This is a genomic window from Alphaproteobacteria bacterium (genome assembly GCA_037200005.1).
Lineage (GTDB): Bacteria > Pseudomonadota > Alphaproteobacteria > UBA9219 > RFNS01 > JBBCGY01.
This window is the reverse complement of the sequence record JBBCGY010000001.1, coordinates 220,360-237,363: the sequence shown is the minus strand read 5'-3', so window position 1 is coordinate 237,363 and position 17,004 is coordinate 220,360. Positions and strand designations below refer to the sequence as shown.

The window sequence follows — 17,004 nt, the reverse complement described above, 5'->3', positions numbered from 1 at the left end:
CAAAATATGATCGTCGCAACCCTCGAACCGCGATAGGAACAGATGAGCGGCTCTGAACTCATTATGCATGCCGAATTCATGGCGTTCGTGACGGACGAGGCCACCGCCGAAACCCTGCGCACATGGGTCGGGCGTCAGAGCTGGCCCGAGGCGACCGTACAGTTCGGCGGCGCCGATTTGTTCGGCTCGATGCTGGAATCGTCCGCCCCGCCGCGTCTCGTCGTCGTTGATCTCGACGGCCAGGCCAACATGCCGGAAACATGCACCCGCCTGATCAGCCTTTGCGGCGGCGACATTAAAATCATCGCCGTCGGCAGCGCCAACGACATTTCGCTTTACCGCCAGATGATCGCGACCGGCGTCGTCGATTATCTGGTCAAGCCTCTCGGCCAGGAACAGCTCGACCAGGCGCTGCAGTCGAGCCAGGAAAAAGCCAAGAGCAAGAACGACGGCGAGGAGCGGCAATCCAAGACTATTTTCGTCATCGGCGCGCGCGGCGGCATCGGCACGACGAGTTTCGCGGTCAATCTCGCATGGATGCTCGCCAACGAAGCCAAGATCAATACCGCTTTCGTCGATTTGGACCTGCAATATGGCAATGGGGCGTTGGCGCTTGATCTCGAGCCGAGCCGGGGCTTGCGCGACATCATGAGCTCGCCGAGCCGCGTCGACAGCCTGATGATCGCCAGCGCCATGATCGTGTCGAGCAGCAGGCTTTCGGTTCTGAGCGCCGAGGAATCGGTCGAGGAATCGGTCCATATGGACGCGGGCGCGCTCGCCGCCGTGATGCAGGAAATGCGCGAGAATTTCGACTATGTGATCGTCGAGGCGCCGCGTTACCTTCTCGCCCAGCAGCGCCGGCTGATCGCGGAAGCCAGCGCCGTGCTGGTGCTGACCGAACAGTCGCTGGTGGGGATACGCGACACGCTGCGGATCAAGATGGCGCTGAAAAGCATCGACCCCACTTTGCCGCTGCTGGTGATCACCACGCGGCACGGCAAGGATCGCCCGGCCCATATCGATCAGGGCACCTTCGAAAAGAACAGCCAGGGCAAGATCGATTTTTCCATTCCCGAAGACGTCAAGGTGGCGCTGGAGGCGTCCAATGTCGGCAAGACCATCGCCGCCATGGCGCCGAACAGCCCCGCCGCCAAAGCTTACCGTGCCATCATGAACCATTTGCTCGGCAAGAAAGAAAAAGAAGCGGCGAAGAAGTCCGGCGGATTCTTCGGCAAGAAAGATGCTCCCGACAAGGACGGCAAGAAGGATAAGAAATCATGAGTCCCCCGGACGGCCAGGGAGGAAAGATCGACACTTCGATCCGCGCTTTGCGCGACCGGCTGATGCCGCAGATGCGCGAGAGGATTCCGGCCGATAAAGCGGGCAAGATGCAGCGCGGCGATCTGGCGCAGCTTGCCAGGGAGGTCAGCGGGCAATTCCTGGAACAGAACAGCCTGACCTTCAACGCGCTCGATCACCGCGATCTCGTCACCGCGATGATCAATGCCTATCTTCAGTCGGGCGGTTCGGCCGGCAATGCGCCGCCCTCTGCCGCGGCCCCGGCGCGCGGCGGCGAGGCCGCGCCGGGGTCGATTCCGGTCAAGTCGGTGATTCCGACGGCGCAGGCCACCGCCAATCTCGAGCTCGGCGCCCCGCTGCCTCCGGCGGGCGGACGGCCTCCGGCCTCGTCGATCGATCTCGCGAAAATAAAGCTGCAGCCGGTGCTGATGGAGCGGATCGACACGTCGGCGGCGGCCAAGATGGAGCGCGCCCAGCTTTCGCATGACGTCAGCGAGCTGGTGACCGATCTCCTGAACGAAACCCGCATCCAGCTCAATGCCGCCGAGCGGCAGGAGCTGGTGCAGCGCCTGCTCGACGACATGCTCGGCCTCGGCCCGATCGAGCCTTTGCTCGCCGACGAAACCATCTCGGAAATCATGGTCAACGGGCCCAAGCAAATCTTCATCGAGCAGCGCGGCAAGCTGACGCTGACCAACATCGCCTTTCGCGACAACGCGCATGTGCTGGCGGTCGCGACGCGCATCGTCACGGCCATCGGGCGGCGCATCGACGAGACGACGCCGCTGTGCGACGCGCGCCTCGCCGACGGCAGCCGCGTCAATATCATCATCCCGCCGCTCGCCATCGACGGGCCGACCATCACGATCCGAAAATTCTCCAAGAAGAAAATCACGCTGGACACGATGCTGAAATTCAACAGCATATCCCAGCAAATGGCCGCCGTGCTGCGGATCGCCGGGCGCTGCCGCTGCAACATCATCATTTCCGGCGGCACCGGATCGGGCAAGACCACTTTGCTCAACGCGCTGTCGCAGATGATCGACCATGGCGAGCGCATCGTCACCATCGAGGACGCGGCGGAACTGCAGTTGCAGCAGCCGCATGTGGTGCGGCTCGAAACCCGGCCCGCCAATCTCGAAGGCCATGGCGAAATCGCCATGCGCGATCTTCTCAAGAACGCGCTGCGCATGCGGCCCGACCGGATCATCGTCGGCGAGACCCGCGGCGGCGAGGCGATCGACATGCTGCAGGCGATGAATACCGGCCATGACGGCTCGCTCTCCACCGTCCACGCCAATCGCCCGCGTGAGGCGCTGATGCGGCTCGAGAACATGGTCGGGCTGGCAGGGGTCAATCTCGCGCCGCGCGCGATCAGGATGCAGATCGTCTCCGCCGTGGACATGATCGTCCAGGTAAGCCGGATGCGCGACGGCTCGCGCCGCATCACCCATATTTCCGAAATCACCGGCATGGAGGGCGAAGTCGTCACCATGCAGGATTTATTCACCGCCGAAGTGACCGGCGAAGGCGTGGACGGAAAATTGGAAGTCAATTTCATCAATCACGGGCTGCGCCCGCATTTCCTGCCCAAGGCGCAATACTTCAATCTCGACCGCCAGCTTATGGAAGCCATCGCGTCGAGGGAGTGACGGCTCTAGCCTTGCGCCGGCCTCGGCAATGCGCGGATTGCCGCGCCGGAAACCGGCGGGCGGACGAGATCGGCGAGCGAAGATTTTTCTTCTTTCTTTTCTTCGATCTTCGGCGGCTCGGTCTGGACTGTCCATGCGCCGGTTTCCAGTTTCCGCGCCGCGCGCCAGCTCCAGGTAGCGTTCGCCAGCACCTGGACGGCCTGTCTCATCATCAAGAACTGGTCGGCGCTCGCAAGGCCAGCGCCGGCGCCAAAGACCGCTCCCGCCGCACCGAATACAAAAGCCTGAATTTTATATTCACGAATCATTTTCACCAAAGCCGACGGATCATTGGCCGTCCGGCCGGATGTGTCGATGACGGCGGTTGCCGGCATGCGGGCGTCGCGCTTCGGCCATCTGTTCATGGCGCTCAGCAAGAAGAACGGACAGATGACGCCCGAAGCCACGTCGGCGGCAAACACCCATTTGCCTGTTCCCGGCGGCGCGCACATCGCCTTGGCGGCGGCAAAGGCTATGGCGATGGGGACGCCCATTTTGACGCTCGGCGCGCCGAGAATGTGCATCGGTCCTGTCGACCCATAGGGCGCGCCGTCGAGATGGATATAACGGCCTTGCGAATCCGTCATGGCGCCGGCCTCGGCAAAGCGCACATAGAGGCAGTGGAGGTCGGCGGGCGGAAGGCGTCGAGCAGAGAGGATTTTTCTTTTTTCTTTTCTTCAATCTTGGGCGGCTCGGTCTGGACCGTCCATTCTCCGGCGTACAGCTTCCGGGCCGCGCGATAGCACCAGACTGCATTGACCAGCATTTGGGGAATATTTGCTGCCGCTGTCCATGGGTGGTCGCTCGCTATATCCGCAGCACTCCACAGAGCGCCTGCCGCAGGAAATAGAAAAGAATTCATCTTGTAACCAAACATGGCGATCGCCGATGCTTGCGGATTGCCACTTCCACCTGCTCGGTCGATAACGCCGGGCGCGGACAGGTTGAGGGATCGCATCATGATCGTGGACACCATTGGCGTAAGCAAGTTTCGGTAGACCGTAGATAAAAACACCGCCCTTCTCATGCCAGGCGGTTCGCACATTGCTTTAGCGGCGGCAAAGGCGATGGCAATCGGCACGCCCGTATAAACACTCGGCATGGCGAGGAAACGCATGATTCTTTTGGACCCGTAAGGCGAGCCGTCGAGATTCATGTAGCGATCCTGCGAATCTTTCATGGCGCGGGCCTCGGCAAAGCGCGCATAGAGGCAGTGGAGGTCGGCGGGCGGAAGGCGTCGAGCAGAGAGGATTTTTCTTTTTCCTCAATCTTCGGCGGGTTGGTCTGCACCGTCCATTGAAGCGTGATTAAATTGAGGGCGGCGCTCGCGGCGCGCCGGGCATTGACGAGGGCCTGGAAAGCGGTCGCGTGTGTAAATATACCGCACGCTCCCAGGGCGCTTCCGATTATGGCCACCGCCATATACCCTCTGTTTTTGGCAAGATAATGCTGGGCCGCATGAAAATGCGTGTCCACGTCGTTCGGCGCCTGACCGGAGCGGTCAATGACGGAAGTTTCAGGGATATATTCGCATCGAGGCGCGTCCAGTCGCCGGGCCGCCAATAGCGGCATGACAAGTCCTATGCCAAGCTCGGTCAGGAAGACGGCTTTTCTATTTCCCGGCGGCGAGAGCATGGTCTTGGCCGCCGCGAAAGCAACGGCGATGGGCACGCCGGTGTAAATGCTCGGCGTCGCGAGAAAGCGCATCAGCCCCTTCGACCCGTAGGGCGAATGGTCGAGATGGGTATAGCGATTCTGTAAATCGGTCATGACGAAATAACTCTTTAAAAATAAACGCCTCCAGTTATTTCGTAAAATTACCCCTCCCGTCAATAACGGCATTGTTTTCATGAGGATTTTCGGCCTTTTGCCGGTATTTTAACCAATATCGGTCATAAATATCGGGTTATGGCCACCGTATCGATCAAACGGCTGAACCGTGTCACGGGAAGAAAGCCTGAAGTCCGCAAGAGCAAGAGCGAGCAGCTCTCGCTGCGCCGGAGCATGCACGATAGCGCGATCCCGTTTCTCGACGATCTGATCAAGAACATGCTGCGCAATCCCGACAAATTGCGGGCGCGGCTCGAGCGCACCGGGCGCAATATCGCGCTCGGCGAATATCTTCTGCTCTGCGCCGTCCTGGCGATCATTTTCTTCATGGTCACCACCGGCATGATGCATATGGGCTCGCTGAAGGGCGGGGCGCTCGCCGCGCTCGGCGGATGGTTCCTGCCCTATGCCGTCACCGGCTCGATGGCGAAGCGGCGCGTCAACAAGTTCCTGAAATATTTCCCGGAGTCGATCGACACCATGTGCCGGGGCCTGCGTTCGGGATTGCCCATCGCCGAGTCGATGGCCTCGGTCGCCCGCGAGATGCCGGACCCGATCGGCCTCGAATTCTCGCGCATCACCGACGGCATCCGGCTCGGCAAGACCATGGACATGGCGATGTGGGAGGTGGCGCGGCGCATCGATACGCCGGAATTCCGCTTCATGATCATCGCCATGTCGATCCAGCGCGAAACCGGAGGCAATCTCGCGGAAACGCTGGGCAATCTCGCCGACCTTTTACGGAAACGCCGCCAATTGCGCCTTAAGGTGCGCGCGCTGTCGTCGGAGGCGCGGGCCAGCGCGCTGATCATCGGCTCGCTGCCGTTTCTGATGTTCCTGATCCTGCTCGCCGTCAACCGCGAATATATGATGCAGATGATCAATACGCCGCAAGGCAACACGCTGCTTTATATCGCGCTCGGACTGATGGGCACCGGCCACGGCATCATGGCGAAGATGATCCGGTTCGAAGCATGAAAAGCATATTTCAGGATCAGGGCACGATGGTCGGCGTCTACGGCGTTATCGCCGTCGTCGTCATCTGGATCATCTGGAAAGTGCTGCTCGAGACCAACCCGCTCGAAGCCCGTCTGCGCGCCGTCAGCCAGCGGCGGCAGGAGCTGGCCAAGCAGACGAAAAAACTTCCGGGCCGTCGCCTGAAAGACAAAAAAAAGCAGCAAAAGCAGATGAGCGTCATCAAGCGCATCGTCGGCGCGACCAAGATGCAAAAAAAGGACGGCGAGAACGACATGCGCCTCAAGCTGACGCGCGCCGGTTATCGCAGCCGGGACGCGCTCGCGATCTTCCTGTTCGTCAAGCTGGCGATGACCTGCGGCCTGGGGTTTCTTTCCTTTTCGCTTATCGCCGCGCTTGGCGCGCTGAAGACCAAGGCGGCGCTGGGAATGCTGGGCGTGATGACGGGCGCGATGCTCGGCTGGGTTCTGCCCAGCCTCTTTCTCAAGAACGCGGCGCAGAAACGAGTCACCGTTATGCGCAAATCGCTGCCCGACGCGCTCGATCTCATGGTGATCTGCGCCGAAGCGGGACTGAGCCTGGATTCGGCGTTCGACCGGGTCAGCCGCGAGGTTGGGCAAAGCCATCCGGAGCTCGCCGAGGAATTCGGCCTGACCTCGGTCGAGCTTGGCCTTTTGCCCGAGCGCAGCAAGGCGCTGCAAAATCTTGCCAACCGCGTGGATTTGCAAGGCGTGATGTCGCTGGTCAATACGTTGATTCAGACCGAACGCTACGGCACCCCGCTGGCTCAGGCGCTGCGGGTGCTGGCGAGCGAAATGCGCGAGGAGCGCATGATGAAGGCCGAGGAAAAAGCCGCTCGCCTGCCCGCCGTCCTCACCGTGCCGATGATCCTGTTCATTCTGCCGACTTTGTTCATCGTTATCATCGGCCCCGCCGCGATCAAGGTCACGGCGACCATGGCGGCAGCTAAGTAAGGGGCTTGGTTAGCGAGCCGAAGGCGAGCTTACCAAACCCTTACCCCGGAAAAATCCGGCTGCGAAGCAGACGGATTTTATCCGGGGTCTGGTGAAACGGGATAATCTTTACTTAATCCGCAATTCGCTTACAGTAAATCGAGCTTCGGAAGCAGCGGAACCGACGGAATCCTATAGCCATGACCTTCGGCATGCCCGCCGGTTTCGGTGCGCCACTGCCGGGATATCGTGATGGCGCCGTCCGGATCTACCTTGCCGCCTGGATGATAGGTGACTTGAAGCGGCACAAGGCCGAGTGCGGCTTCCGCCGCTGGCCGATAGGCGCATTTAGCGGCGATGAATCCCGCAATGACGGCGGCGTAAAGCTTTTTATTGGCCATGATAATATCTCCTATTTGGTCTCAAAATTCAGCGCGTCGATCCGGCGGCGCGACGACCATGTATCCGAGCGTTTGGCTTCGGGCGGCAGACTCGAATAAGCGCGGATTAAATTAAGCACGCCCAAGCGCGGGCTTCGCGTTGAAAGTCTTGCCGCGCGGCGCAGGCGCATCTCGGCAAACCGGCCGGCCAATAATTCCTCTTGGGTCGAATAATGCGTCATAATTCAAATTTCCTTATGATGTGCGCCTACACAATATCCTGAAACCATGAAACTGAAAAACAGATTCGCCTTCATGGTTAACGCGCTGCCGTCTTTCTTCTAGAGCATGTCCCGGAAAGGTAGAATCGAAATTATAAAGACGGGACATGCTCTAGCTTTTGTTTGTCGAGCAAATTCACCCGTTTAGGTGGATCACTGCGAAGAGCGGGTGTTCCACCTAAACGGGATTTGCTCTACAACCTTTCCGACAGCCAGATCGCCGCTTTCGACCCGGCGCGGATGAAGGCGCGCAGCACCGGGTAATAGGGCAGCGTTTCCGCGCCGTGCGCGGCGGCAGCGTCCTTATGCTCGTTTTCCTCGCGGCGGAATTTCTCGATCAGCGCCTTTAGCTTCGCCTCGCCGGGGCCGAGCGCCGCAAGCTGCTGCCGGTAATGCTCGTCGATGACTTCTTCGACCGCGACGGTGCAGCCCATCGCCGCTTTTTCGCCGAGCAGGGCGGTTCCCGCGCCGAGCGCGAATCCCGCGACATGCCACAAAGGATGCAGCGCCGTGGGCCTGATCTTCCGCTCGTTGAGCAGTGCCGAAAATGCGCGCAGATGCTCGTCTTCCTGCGCCGCCATATGGCGAAGCTCGTCGCCTATGGCGCTTTTTCCCAATATGGAAAGCTGTCCGGCATAGATGCGCTGCGCGCCGAACTCGCCCGCGTGATCGACGCGCAAGATCCGCTCCAGCTTTTTATGGCCGGGGATGGCTTTACGCGCGTTCGCGGTTTTCCCCGGACTTTTTGACGTCTTGCGTTTGGACATTTTCTGGACTGCCGAACAGGAGGATATAGGTCATGAGCAGCGTGGCAAATGTGGCATAAACCGCGTTCCAGGCCGCCATCGAGAAACCGAGGAACGTCCAGGCGATCTCGTCGCACCGCGCCACCGGCAGCGCCAGCAAGCTCTCGCGTATCGAGCGCGTATCGCCTTCGGCGGCGTCATGGATGCCGCAGCCGGACGTGCCGAGCCACCAATGCTGCTCCACCCCGACATGAAAAACCGCCAGACCCGCATCGACGGCCAGAAGCAGGGCGCTGGCCAGAATGACAACGCCGCGCCAGCGCCGCAGGCCGGGAAGAAAAATCCCCGCCGCGGCGATGATCGCGACCAGCGCGTAAGGCGCGCGCTGCCACAAGCAGAGCACGCAGGGCGCATAGCCGAAGGCATATTCCGAGATAAGGGCGAAGCCGAGCGCGAAACAGGCGATTGCCGCCGCGGCGAACAGTCCGCAGCGCCAGGTCAAACGGCAACAGGTCAGATTAAGGAGAGCCGACGAGACGGGGCATGAGGATTTTCGCCCGCCCTCTTCCACGATATGCTTTGCGCCGTCCGTCATTGGGATTAGGGTCCAGACTCAATTAGAATGGGGGTTTCGTATGCTAAAGAAGGCCGAGATGCTAGGAAGCGAGCGAAGCCGTAGTCCATCTACGGCAAGCGAAGCTGACAACGCACATCGGCCTTCTTTAGCATACCCGGGGGGCGCGGCGCAAAAGCCGCCCGGCGTTCTCAAAGACCTTGCAGGTAGACACCGTTACCTGCTTCGGTCTTTTCGTAGCCGGTTCGGCTTTTTCGCCTGCGCGAAACCCTCCATTCCAATTGAGTCTGGACCCTAGAGCTTGATGCTCTTGCTTTCATACCGGCGTCCGGCGAAGGAAGGCATCTTGCCCTTGCCCTCGCCGCCGGGAAACTGCTCCATGTGGCTTGACATGTCGGCCTTGCCGCGCAGGCCCCACAGGGCATCGGGATTGAGGTGGTAGAAAATATCGGCGACCGGCACGGTGCGCACCCAGTCCAGAACTTGCTTGCGGTGGGCAATCTTCCATACCCCGGCGGCCCCGGCGGGGCGGCGCTCGAGCCGGTCGAGATAGCGTCCGGCGAGGAACAGGTCTTCGCGCCCCGTCGGCTTGTCGAGGCGGTTCTGGGCGATGAAATAGCTTTCGCCGAAGGCTTCGTCGCCGCGCACGTCGATCCGGCTCGATCCGGTGAAATGATGCGAAGACTTGACCTGCTGCATCACCGCCGCGACCCACTGGATATAGTCGGTGACCGCGCCCTGGAAAACCCCGGGGCCGAGATCGAGCGTCGCGTCGGCATGGTAGACCGAGCGCAGCAAATTTTCCTCGCCCCGATCGAGCGCCCGGCTATGGGTATGCAGCAATTGCTCGATTTCGCTCCGGTCCAGGATTGCCTGCAGCCGCGGCGGCAATTTGGCGGCCGACCCGGCAAACTGCACGGCAAGGCTGGGACGCGGCAGCCGCGCCAGCTTAAGCGCCGCGATATTGCTCTTGGGCACGGCGCTTTTGGCCGGGCTGCTTTTTGCCGCAGTTTTCGCTGGCGGTTTAGCCGGCTTCTTTGCCGGAGCTTTGATTTTAGCGGGTTTAGCGCTCGGACTCGATTTTTTAGTGGCTGCCATGTTCGTCTCGTTTTAATGCGTGCAGGCGAGGATTTACGAGGTTTCTCAGCAAGTTAACATTGTTTCAAGCATTGATGATCTTCACAACCTTGCCGGATGCTTTATCAAGCATTAGCACGCGAATCGTTTTTGAGGCACATTTTTTCGCAAAACGCCATCCATGTTATATGTCATCGCTCGGCCTGTCCGTGATTCCAGTCTTAATCGAGAAAGACATAACATATTATAACCAGCGCCTATGCCTCAAACAGGCTTTAAAAATGATCAATAATGCTGAAATTTGACTATTTGAAGGCCGATTTTGGATTTTTCACGATAAATCCAGGCTTATGACGGGCAAATAGGGGTTAAATGAGGTGTTTTCGCTCATGATATGGGTTTTTCAGCTATAAAATCGGTCATGGCTGCCGTTATCGCCGTCATTTTTCCAGAAAAATCGGAGGCGGCAGCTATTTCTCTCCTTTAGGACAAAGTAAATCCCTTGGCTTTAAGATTAGTGTTGTAACGCAGAATAATAAGCGGCCCAATTAATATTGGTAATTAGTTGCCAATTATGCATATGATTATTGAAGCGACTGAGAGTGCGCAGGGAGGCTGACATGGCTAAAAAACCAACGATTTCTGGGAACGAACCTTTGCCTGGCGGCGATGTCAGCGACGCCGTGGCTGCCATGACGGCTCCGAGGAAAGTTGCCGCGCGCACCGAGGACAAGCGGCTGAAGCAGGAAGGCGCCGTCAATAAAATGGAAGCCAGGCTTCTTGCCGGAGCGGAAAAAAGCAAAAGTCCCGGACGGTTTAAGAGATTGGCGGCAGGCTTGAGCATGGCGGGCGTCATCGGCGGCGCCGTAGCGGCTGGAGGCGCGCTCAGGCAGCAGAGCATCGATGAAGGCGCGCGCGCCAAGGCCGCGGCACAGGTTGCCGCCCAGCATAAGGCCGAATGGGACGCGCGCGGCAAAGCGCCGGCGGCTCCGCCTCCTTCTTCCAGCGTGGCGGCGGCAACGACGCAAGCTCCATGGGCGTGGACGCCTCCGGTCAGCGAGCCTGAAAAGAAGCCTGCGGTAAAACCCGCGGCCTCGAAAACCACGGGCATCAAAACGGGCCACTCCGCGGAAAGCGCGGAAGACAGAGAGCAAAGACGCTGGGTAGCCGAGCAGCGCGCCAACGGAGCGACGATCGTCACGATGGGCGCGCCGCAGGAGCAGGGATCGGGCGTGCCGTTCAATATCGTGGAAGATGTCAAGCGCGCGGAGCAAAAACCCGCCGTCAAATCCGCCGCCAAGCCGGACACCAGGCTGGCCGGCAGCCCCAAGCCCAAAGGAAAATCGCCTGCTTTCGGCAGAGATTAGGGAAAGAGACATGGCGTCGAGAAAAACATACAGGCTTTTGACCGGAGTCGCGCTGGCAGTGGCCGCGGCGGGCGGCACGAAAACCGCTTCGGCCGAACCTAAAGCAAAAAATGCCCCCGCTCAGACGGCGAAAGGTCAAGCGGCGAAAGGCCCGGAAGCCAAAGGCAAGACCAGCGGCCCCGGATTCAATGAAAGCGTGCCCGGCGGCGGAAGCATGCAGCAGGCGGGCTATACGAAAATCGTGGATCGGTATGCGGTGCCGACCGAAAAAGAAGCGAAGCTCGCCAAAGACCTTCAGAGAATCGATAATGGCCGCGGTTTTCCGGTTTGCACCGACGCCAAGGGCAAGGAAGCTCCCGTCTCGCGCGATAAATTCGTGAGCAATACGAAAAAAGGCGCGAAGTGCCGGGTGTCGTCGGCTTCGGCCATGAAGATCGGCGGATAACCAGAATCCGTTGTGATTCCCTTTCATGAAAATTTGCCTTAGCATCATTCCGATGACGGACGATGTTTGGGAAAATTTCAAGCGCGGCATAAAACCCGCGCCGCGAAAACCGGCGGCGCGTTCGGGCGTCCGCGCCTCGCCGAAGCCCGAAGAAAAATCCGCCAAGGCCGGAAAGAAAAAGAAATTCGCCGTCCTCGCGCTGCCCGACAAGCCTTCCAGACTTCCCGCCGTCACCGTCACGCTCGTCCCGCAACCTTCGCCCGGCGATCCGGCATTGCTGCGCCGCCTCGAGAGCGGCGAGGCGCGCATCGAAGCGAAGCTCGATCTGCATCATATGACCGAATCTTCCGCGCACGCGGCGGTAGGAAAATTTATCGATAAAGCGCGGCGAGACGGAAAGCGTTTCGCGCTGATCGTCACCGGGCGCGGCGCGGTGCTGCGCGCGGCGCTCCCACGCTGGCTCGGGGACGGCGCGACGGCCAAGGCGGTGCGCTTTTGCCATCCCGCAGCGCCGCGCCATGGCGGCGGCGGCGCGTTTTATGTGGTTTTGAAGCGCTAGGGCGCGGTCACGGAATCAGCGGCGACCATGCGGGATCGGAGGCGTCGAGCGGCGTTGCGATCTCCCGTTCGTTATAGCCGGTGAGGTCTATGGAATAGACCCGCGCGCGCTTGCCGTTGCCGCTCGGCGTTTCCTTGAAATACATCAGCACGCGCCCGTTGGGCGCCCAGGTCGGCCCCTCGGTATGGAACGCCTGCGTCAGAAGCCGCTCGCCGGAACCGTCGGGACGGATGACGCCGATATAAAACTGGCCCTGATATTGCTTGGTGAAGGCGATTAGATCGCCGCGCGGCGACCAGACCGGCGTGGCGTAGCGCCCGTTGCCGAAGCTGATGCGCTGCACGTTGCCGCCGTCGGCGTTCATCGTGTAAATCTGCTGCGCGCCGCCGCGGTCGGACTCGAAGGTGATCTGCCGCCCGTCGGGGGAGAAGCTCGGCCCGGTATTGATCGAGCCGCCCGCCGTCAGCCGCACCGTGCGCCGCGTCTTTAGATCCATGGTGTAGATGTCGGAATTGCCGTTCGTGCTCAGGCTGAAGATCACCCGGTTGCCGTCCGGCGCGAAACGGGGCGCGAAGGTCATGGTGGGGAAATCGCCCAGCATCTCCTGCCGCCCGGTGTCGATGTTGAACAGATAGACGCGCGGCTTGTTGTTGTAGAATGCCATATAGGTGATTTCCTGCGCCGTCGGCGAGAAGCGCGGCGTCAGCACCAGCGTCCGCCCGTCGGTCAGGAAGCGGTGATTTTCGCCGTCCTGATCCATGATCGCCAGGCGCTTGATGCGCTTGGTCGCCACGCCGGTTTCCGAGACATAGACGATGCGGGTGTCGAAATAGCCGTCCTCGCCGGTGATGCGCTTATAGATCGCGTCGGAAATGATATGCGCCACGCGCCGCCAGTTCTGCGGCGAGGTCTTATAGGAAAGCCCGGCCATCTGGCTTTCGCTGAACACGTCCCAAAGGCGGAACTCGACCCGAAGCTGTCCGCCGTCCTGCGGCTCGACCTTGCCGACCACGAGCGCCTGGGTGTTCAGCACCCGCCAGTCGGGAAAGCGCGGCTGCACCTGAAGGCTGGCGGCGTCCTGGATGAAGGATTTGGGATCGACCGTCCTGAACAGGCCGGAGCGCAGAAGATTATTCTCGATCACCTTGGCCATGTCGCGACCCACTTGCGCGGCCTCCGCCGTCGAACCCGCGAAGACCGGCAGCGCGATCGGAATCGGCTCCACGGTGCCGCGCGTGATATCGATGCGCAGCTCGGCGCGGGCGGGCGCTGCCATGAGCGCCAGGACGGTTACGAGTAGGGCGATAAAATAACGCATGGCTTTCTGTCCTCTGTCTTTCGTCATCTGATTTCCATCCTCCGGGCTACAGCATGTCCCTCGGATCGAAATTGAAGTGAATCGTCTTCCATTCTTGGTATTTATCGGGCGGAAGTTCAAGAGGGCTGCAGCGCGGGTTGCGAAGCGCCCGTACCGCCGATTCGGCGGCGGCCCGGAAAAACGGATCGGCCAGCCGAACCATATCGACAATTTGCACCGATTGCACCGTGCGGTCGGGGTTGACCTCGATCACCACCTCGACGATGAGCTGCTCGGCGTTGCGCGCGCCGATCGGCATGTTCCAGCAGGATGCGATCTGTCGGCGCAGCGCGTCGGCCTCGGAAATCGTCACCCGGTCGGATAGCGACGGCGTGTTGTTCTGGGGCGCCGAGGCTTCCTTCTGCTTGGGATCGGGCGGGGTTTTCGACGGCGTGCTGGGCTTGAGCTGGGCGATATTTTTCAGCACGCTGGCCAGCGGGTCGGGCTTAGGCTCCGGTTTTTTCTCGGGCTTTTTGGGTTCGGGCTTTTTCTCGGGCAGCGGCTCGGGTTTCTTTTCAGGCAGCGGCTCCGGCTTCTTTTCCGGAGGCGGCGGCGGGGGTTGTTCCGCCTTGGGGGGCGGTGGCGGCGTTTCGTCCTGCTTGGGCGGCTGCTGAGGCGGCGGAGGCGGGGGTTGCGGCTCCGGCTCTTTTTCCTGTTTGACCTTGGTGTTGGTGATCTCGCCGATATCGGCGACTTCCACCGGCACAATCACGGTCGGCGACGGCAAGGGCGGCAGAAAGTGCGGCAGTCCCAGCCAGACGACCAGAAAAATCGCCAGATGCAGCGCAAACGAAACCCAGAGGGAGCGTTTCATCGCCCTCTCACCGGCTCTTGGCTTTCGGCATTTCGGCTACCAGCGCCACCTTGCTATAGCCCGCCGACGTCACCAGCCCCATGACTTCCATGATTTTCCCGTAAGACAGGTTGCGGTCGCCGCGCACGAAAACCCTGGCGTCGGGATTGGCTCCGCTGACCGCCTGAAGCCGCGTGATCAGGCTGCCCATCTCCACCATGCTTTCCTGGAGATAGACCTGCCCCTTGCTGTCGATGGTGATGACGAGGGGCTCCTTGTCCTGGTTGGAGCTTGCTTTCGCCTTGGTCTGCGGCAGGTCGATCGGCACCGAGACGTTCAGCAGCGGCGCGGTGACCATGAACACGATCAGCAGCACCAGCATTACGTCGACCAGCGGCGTGACGTTGATTTCGGCGTTGCGCCGCCAGTTGCGCCGCCCGCTGCGGCGGACGCCGCCGCCGGATGATTGAGGGCCCATGGCCATGACGCGATCTCCCGTGGCGGCGAATGGTTACGCCGCCAGCCTTTGTTCTTCCAGATTGCGCGACAGCAGCGCGCTGAAATCCGATGCGAAATTCTCGAGCCGGTCGCCGTAACGGCCGAGTTCGGTGGAAAACTTGTTGTAAGCCGCGGTGGCGGGAATGGCCGCGATAAGGCCGACGGCGGTCGCCAGAAGGGCCTCGGCGATGCCCGGCGCGACGACGGCGAGCGAGGTGTTCTGCGCCGCCGCGATGCCGATAAAGCTGCGCATGATGCCCCATACCGTGCCGAACAGGCCGACAAAGGGCGCGACCGACGATACCGAGGCGAGGAACGTCATCCAAGTCTCGATCTGCGCCATTTCGCGCCCGATCACCACCGACATCACGCGGTCGATGCGGCTTTGCAGGCTGGTGCGGGACTGGGCCGTCGCGAGTCCGCCCTTTTCGGCGGCGGTGCGCCATTCCTTCATCCCGGCGGCGAAGACGGACTGCATGGGATCGCCGGGGCGCTTGCCGATCTTGTCATAGAGCGTGTCGAGCGAATGGCCGGACCAGAAACGCTCCTCGAAATAAAGCGCCTTGCGCTTGAGGCGGCCCAATTTCACGCCCTTGTCGAAAATGATCGCCCAGGTCACCACCGACAGCGCGAGCAGGCCCAGCATCACGCATTTGCCGATGATGTCGGCATGCGAGAACAGCCCTATGATCGACAGATCGACCGGTCCTACCGACCCCGCCAGCTGCGCCGCTTCAATTGCTTGTGGTTCCATTATTTCCCCCTAAATCTTTTTCTCCGCCGCGGGAGAAGAAATCAGCGGCGCGATGATACGCCGCAAATCGTCCGGTATCCGCACCGGCCTGCCGTCCAGGCCGATCGCCACCACCGTAACGTCCGCCGTGGTCAGCGTCTTTTCTTCATGACGGATGAATTGAGTCATGTCCAGCCTAGAAGCGCCGAGATGCCGGATTTCCGTCACGACCTCCAGCAGGTCGTCGAGCCGCGCCGGCGCGAGATAGTCGATGTCACATGACCTTACGGCGAAAATAAGGCCGTATCGCCGTTTCAGCTCGGTGTGATCGATGCCCGCTATCCGCAGCCACTCGGTGCGGGCGCGCTCGAAGAAACGCAGATAGTTCGCGTAATAGACAATCCCGCCCGCGTCGGTGTCTTCGTAATAGACGCGCAACGAAAAACGATGCGCCGCGTCATGAGAATGCGTCATGACGCGAGATTAGAGGAAAAGCGCCAGACTACAATAGACTATAGGGAGTATGTGACCCTTGCAGGGGAAGGCTTGGTTTCCGGGGCCGGCTTGCCGCGCGACTCCGCCCTCTGAAGAGGCGCGGCTTCGTTTTGGGGCGCGGGGGCCGCGGCTGGAATCTGAACCGCCGCAACTTGCGGCTGGCCGGCGGCGGGGCTGTTGCTGGTCAGGAGCGGCAGGCCTGGCGTGGCAGGATCCTGGACGCTGCCTCCGCCTTGCAGGCCCGGCTGTTGCACCACCGGCTGACGCTGCCCGTCGAGCGGCGGCTGATTGCCCGCCGGCCGGTCGCCGAAATATGAAGGAAAGTCTCGCCGCACCTCATCAAGGCCATTAACCCCGTTGGCCTTGATCGCATCGCCGATGATGTGATTAACCAGGGCGAAATATTGCCGGTTGAGTTCCCTCATGTTCTTGTAATTGTTCGGCGTCGTGACCGTAGCGCCCAGAACCGTGCTGCTGGCATCGTTTTTGGTCGCGTGGGCGTGAAATTCCTGGCCGAGATGAACGGCGCCGAAGAAGGCAAGAATGCCCAACCCCCACCCGACGGCTTTCGTAAGCGGAGTCAAAGTTTGACGCGTCGTGTTCTGTGGATTTTGGCTTCCGCCGGGGCTGATGGCCCCCTGAAGCGCAGGCCGCCTTTGTCCGGGCGCTATCGCGCCCCGAACGGCTTGCGCGGGAGGGGCGCCGATTCCTCCCACGGGGACGGCAGGCGCGCTGACCTGGCCTCGCGGCGCTCTGGCCGCGCCCGGCTGATGCGCTGGGACGCGCGGCATTTCCTGCCGGTGGCGGCGGCCTTTAGGCGGACGCGAACGTCCCGGTTGTTCCGAAGCGGCCATAATCAAGTCTCCCACAATCATTAACTGCTTAACTATCGTGATCTTACCAGAATAAAGGACTATTTTAAAAACTTTCATAACTCGAAAAAGGCTTTTC

The 17,004-nt window shown here is 60.7% G+C and carries 21 protein-coding genes; 7 read left to right on the top strand and 14 right to left on the bottom strand.

Features of this window, described 5'->3' with window-relative positions; all coding sequences use genetic code 11:
• Positions 1–42: 42 nt before the first annotated feature.
• A complete protein-coding gene (locus tag WDO70_01185; protein ID MEJ0061838.1) occupies positions 43–1,281 on the top strand; it encodes an AAA family ATPase in 1,239 nt (412 codons plus the stop codon).
• On the top strand, positions 1,278–2,951 hold the full coding sequence (locus WDO70_01180; protein ID MEJ0061837.1) for a CpaF family protein: 1,674 nt from the start codon (positions 1,278–1,280) through the stop codon (positions 2,949–2,951). Before WDO70_01185 ends, WDO70_01180 begins: the two co-directional genes overlap by 4 nt.
• Before the next feature lie 5 nt (positions 2,952–2,956).
• Here the strand turns inward: WDO70_01180 and WDO70_01175 are convergent, their stop codons facing one another.
• From WDO70_01175 to WDO70_01165, 3 genes are read right to left on the bottom strand one after another with little or no spacing between them, the layout of a single operon-like run.
• Positions 2,957–3,577, bottom strand: coding sequence for a hypothetical protein (locus WDO70_01175; GenBank protein ID MEJ0061836.1), 621 nt, complete (start codon positions 3,575–3,577; stop codon positions 2,957–2,959).
• A complete protein-coding gene (locus WDO70_01170) occupies positions 3,574–4,170 on the bottom strand; it encodes a hypothetical protein (GenBank protein MEJ0061835.1) in 597 nt (198 codons plus the stop codon). The genes WDO70_01175 and WDO70_01170 overlap by 4 nt, the downstream gene beginning before the upstream one ends.
• The gene (locus WDO70_01165; protein MEJ0061834.1) at positions 4,167–4,760 is read right to left on the bottom strand and encodes a hypothetical protein; all 594 of its coding nucleotides are present in this window, start codon (positions 4,758–4,760) and stop codon (positions 4,167–4,169) included. The genes WDO70_01170 and WDO70_01165 overlap by 4 nt, the downstream gene beginning before the upstream one ends.
• 138 nt (positions 4,761–4,898) lie before the next feature.
• Between WDO70_01165 and WDO70_01160 the strand changes: the two genes are divergently transcribed.
• Together WDO70_01160 and WDO70_01155 are read left to right on the top strand one after the other, a co-directional pair.
• On the top strand, positions 4,899–5,798 hold the full coding sequence (locus tag WDO70_01160) for a type II secretion system F family protein (GenBank protein ID MEJ0061833.1): 900 nt from the start codon (positions 4,899–4,901) through the stop codon (positions 5,796–5,798).
• A complete protein-coding gene (locus tag WDO70_01155) occupies positions 5,795–6,769 on the top strand; it encodes a type II secretion system F family protein (GenBank protein ID MEJ0061832.1) in 975 nt (324 codons plus the stop codon). Before WDO70_01160 ends, WDO70_01155 begins: the two co-directional genes overlap by 4 nt.
• Before the next feature lie 128 nt (positions 6,770–6,897).
• Here the strand turns inward: WDO70_01155 and WDO70_01150 are convergent, their stop codons facing one another.
• From WDO70_01150 to WDO70_01130, 5 genes are all read right to left on the bottom strand, one after another.
• Positions 6,898–7,149, bottom strand: a complete 252-nt coding sequence (locus tag WDO70_01150) for a hypothetical protein (GenBank protein MEJ0061831.1) — start codon at positions 7,147–7,149, stop codon at positions 6,898–6,900.
• Positions 7,150–7,160: 11 nt separating this feature from the next.
• Entirely contained in the window at positions 7,161–7,370 is a 210-nt protein-coding gene (locus WDO70_01145; protein MEJ0061830.1) for a hypothetical protein, read from the bottom strand.
• Between the two features lie 233 nt (positions 7,371–7,603).
• On the bottom strand, positions 7,604–8,176 hold the full coding sequence (locus WDO70_01140; protein MEJ0061829.1) for a demethoxyubiquinone hydroxylase family protein: 573 nt from the start codon (positions 8,174–8,176) through the stop codon (positions 7,604–7,606).
• Positions 8,124–8,750, bottom strand: a complete 627-nt coding sequence (locus WDO70_01135) for a disulfide bond formation protein B (protein MEJ0061828.1) — start codon at positions 8,748–8,750, stop codon at positions 8,124–8,126. Before WDO70_01135 ends, WDO70_01140 begins: the two co-directional genes overlap by 53 nt.
• A gap of 273 nt (positions 8,751–9,023) precedes the next feature.
• Entirely contained in the window at positions 9,024–9,827 is an 804-nt protein-coding gene (locus tag WDO70_01130; protein ID MEJ0061827.1) for a nuclear transport factor 2 family protein, read from the bottom strand.
• Positions 9,828–10,426: 599 nt separating this feature from the next.
• Between WDO70_01130 and WDO70_01125 the strand changes: the two genes are divergently transcribed.
• Genes WDO70_01125 through WDO70_01115 form a run of 3 tightly spaced genes read left to right on the top strand, consistent with a single transcriptional unit; the run spans position 10,427 to position 12,177 of the window.
• Positions 10,427–11,173, top strand: a complete 747-nt coding sequence (locus WDO70_01125; GenBank protein MEJ0061826.1) for a hypothetical protein — start codon at positions 10,427–10,429, stop codon at positions 11,171–11,173.
• A gap of 10 nt (positions 11,174–11,183) precedes the next feature.
• Positions 11,184–11,618 (top strand): hypothetical protein, encoded by a 435-nt coding sequence (locus WDO70_01120; protein ID MEJ0061825.1) that lies wholly within the window; start codon positions 11,184–11,186, stop codon positions 11,616–11,618.
• Between the two features lie 52 nt (positions 11,619–11,670).
• Positions 11,671–12,177 (top strand): Smr/MutS family protein, encoded by a 507-nt coding sequence (locus WDO70_01115; GenBank protein ID MEJ0061824.1) that lies wholly within the window; start codon positions 11,671–11,673, stop codon positions 12,175–12,177.
• 7 nt (positions 12,178–12,184) lie between these two features.
• Here WDO70_01115 and tolB read toward each other — a convergent pair whose 3' ends face one another.
• Genes tolB through WDO70_01085 form a run of 6 tightly spaced genes read right to left on the bottom strand, consistent with a single transcriptional unit; the run spans position 12,185 to position 16,907 of the window.
• Positions 12,185–13,522 (bottom strand): Tol-Pal system beta propeller repeat protein TolB, encoded by a 1,338-nt coding sequence (gene tolB, locus WDO70_01110; GenBank protein ID MEJ0061823.1) that lies wholly within the window; start codon positions 13,520–13,522, stop codon positions 12,185–12,187.
• 19 nt (positions 13,523–13,541) lie between these two features.
• Complete coding sequence (locus WDO70_01105) at positions 13,542–14,348, bottom strand: cell envelope integrity protein TolA (protein ID MEJ0061822.1); 807 nt, start codon at positions 14,346–14,348, stop codon at positions 13,542–13,544.
• Between the two features lie 7 nt (positions 14,349–14,355).
• Positions 14,356–14,811: a protein TolR gene (tolR, locus tag WDO70_01100; GenBank protein ID MEJ0061821.1), complete on the bottom strand. Its 456-nt coding sequence runs from the start codon at positions 14,809–14,811 to the stop codon at positions 14,356–14,358.
• A 27-nt stretch (positions 14,812–14,838) separates the two neighbouring features.
• Positions 14,839–15,579: a protein TolQ gene (gene tolQ / locus WDO70_01095; GenBank protein ID MEJ0061820.1), complete on the bottom strand. Its 741-nt coding sequence runs from the start codon at positions 15,577–15,579 to the stop codon at positions 14,839–14,841.
• A gap of 9 nt (positions 15,580–15,588) precedes the next feature.
• Positions 15,589–16,032, bottom strand: coding sequence for a tol-pal system-associated acyl-CoA thioesterase (ybgC, locus tag WDO70_01090; protein ID MEJ0061819.1), 444 nt, complete (start codon positions 16,030–16,032; stop codon positions 15,589–15,591).
• Between the two features lie 38 nt (positions 16,033–16,070).
• Positions 16,071–16,907, bottom strand: coding sequence for a hypothetical protein (locus WDO70_01085; GenBank protein ID MEJ0061818.1), 837 nt, complete (start codon positions 16,905–16,907; stop codon positions 16,071–16,073).
• Positions 16,908–17,004 lie beyond the last annotated feature (97 nt).

What these genes read in the sequence shown, in the direction of transcription:
- WDO70_01185 (MEJ0061838.1), top strand. Translation starts at nt 43, where the DNA reads ATGAGCGGCTCTGAACTCATTATGCATGCCGAATTCATGGCGTTCGTG.
- WDO70_01180 (MEJ0061837.1), top strand. Translation starts at nt 1,278, where the DNA reads ATGAGTCCCCCGGACGGCCAGGGAGGAAAGATCGACACTTCGATCCGC.
- WDO70_01175 (MEJ0061836.1), bottom strand. Translation starts at nt 3,577, where the DNA reads ATGACGGATTCGCAAGGCCGTTATATCCATCTCGACGGCGCGCCCTAT.
- WDO70_01170 (MEJ0061835.1), bottom strand. Translation starts at nt 4,170, where the DNA reads ATGAAAGATTCGCAGGATCGCTACATGAATCTCGACGGCTCGCCTTAC.
- WDO70_01165 (MEJ0061834.1), bottom strand. Translation starts at nt 4,760, where the DNA reads ATGACCGATTTACAGAATCGCTATACCCATCTCGACCATTCGCCCTAC.
- WDO70_01160 (MEJ0061833.1), top strand. Translation starts at nt 4,899, where the DNA reads ATGGCCACCGTATCGATCAAACGGCTGAACCGTGTCACGGGAAGAAAG.
- WDO70_01155 (MEJ0061832.1), top strand. Translation starts at nt 5,795, where the DNA reads ATGAAAAGCATATTTCAGGATCAGGGCACGATGGTCGGCGTCTACGGC.
- WDO70_01150 (MEJ0061831.1), bottom strand. Translation starts at nt 7,149, where the DNA reads ATGGCCAATAAAAAGCTTTACGCCGCCGTCATTGCGGGATTCATCGCC.
- WDO70_01145 (MEJ0061830.1), bottom strand. Translation starts at nt 7,370, where the DNA reads ATGACGCATTATTCGACCCAAGAGGAATTATTGGCCGGCCGGTTTGCC.
- WDO70_01140 (MEJ0061829.1), bottom strand. Translation starts at nt 8,176, where the DNA reads ATGTCCAAACGCAAGACGTCAAAAAGTCCGGGGAAAACCGCGAACGCG.
- WDO70_01135 (MEJ0061828.1), bottom strand. Translation starts at nt 8,750, where the DNA reads ATGACGGACGGCGCAAAGCATATCGTGGAAGAGGGCGGGCGAAAATCC.
- WDO70_01130 (MEJ0061827.1), bottom strand. Translation starts at nt 9,827, where the DNA reads ATGGCAGCCACTAAAAAATCGAGTCCGAGCGCTAAACCCGCTAAAATC.
- WDO70_01125 (MEJ0061826.1), top strand. Translation starts at nt 10,427, where the DNA reads ATGGCTAAAAAACCAACGATTTCTGGGAACGAACCTTTGCCTGGCGGC.
- WDO70_01120 (MEJ0061825.1), top strand. Translation starts at nt 11,184, where the DNA reads ATGGCGTCGAGAAAAACATACAGGCTTTTGACCGGAGTCGCGCTGGCA.
- WDO70_01115 (MEJ0061824.1), top strand. Translation starts at nt 11,671, where the DNA reads ATGACGGACGATGTTTGGGAAAATTTCAAGCGCGGCATAAAACCCGCG.
- tolB (MEJ0061823.1), bottom strand. Translation starts at nt 13,522, where the DNA reads ATGACGAAAGACAGAGGACAGAAAGCCATGCGTTATTTTATCGCCCTA.
- WDO70_01105 (MEJ0061822.1), bottom strand. Translation starts at nt 14,348, where the DNA reads ATGAAACGCTCCCTCTGGGTTTCGTTTGCGCTGCATCTGGCGATTTTT.
- tolR (MEJ0061821.1), bottom strand. Translation starts at nt 14,811, where the DNA reads ATGGCCATGGGCCCTCAATCATCCGGCGGCGGCGTCCGCCGCAGCGGG.
- tolQ (MEJ0061820.1), bottom strand. Translation starts at nt 15,579, where the DNA reads ATGGAACCACAAGCAATTGAAGCGGCGCAGCTGGCGGGGTCGGTAGGA.
- ybgC (MEJ0061819.1), bottom strand. Translation starts at nt 16,032, where the DNA reads ATGACGCATTCTCATGACGCGGCGCATCGTTTTTCGTTGCGCGTCTAT.
- WDO70_01085 (MEJ0061818.1), bottom strand. Translation starts at nt 16,907, where the DNA reads ATGGCCGCTTCGGAACAACCGGGACGTTCGCGTCCGCCTAAAGGCCGC.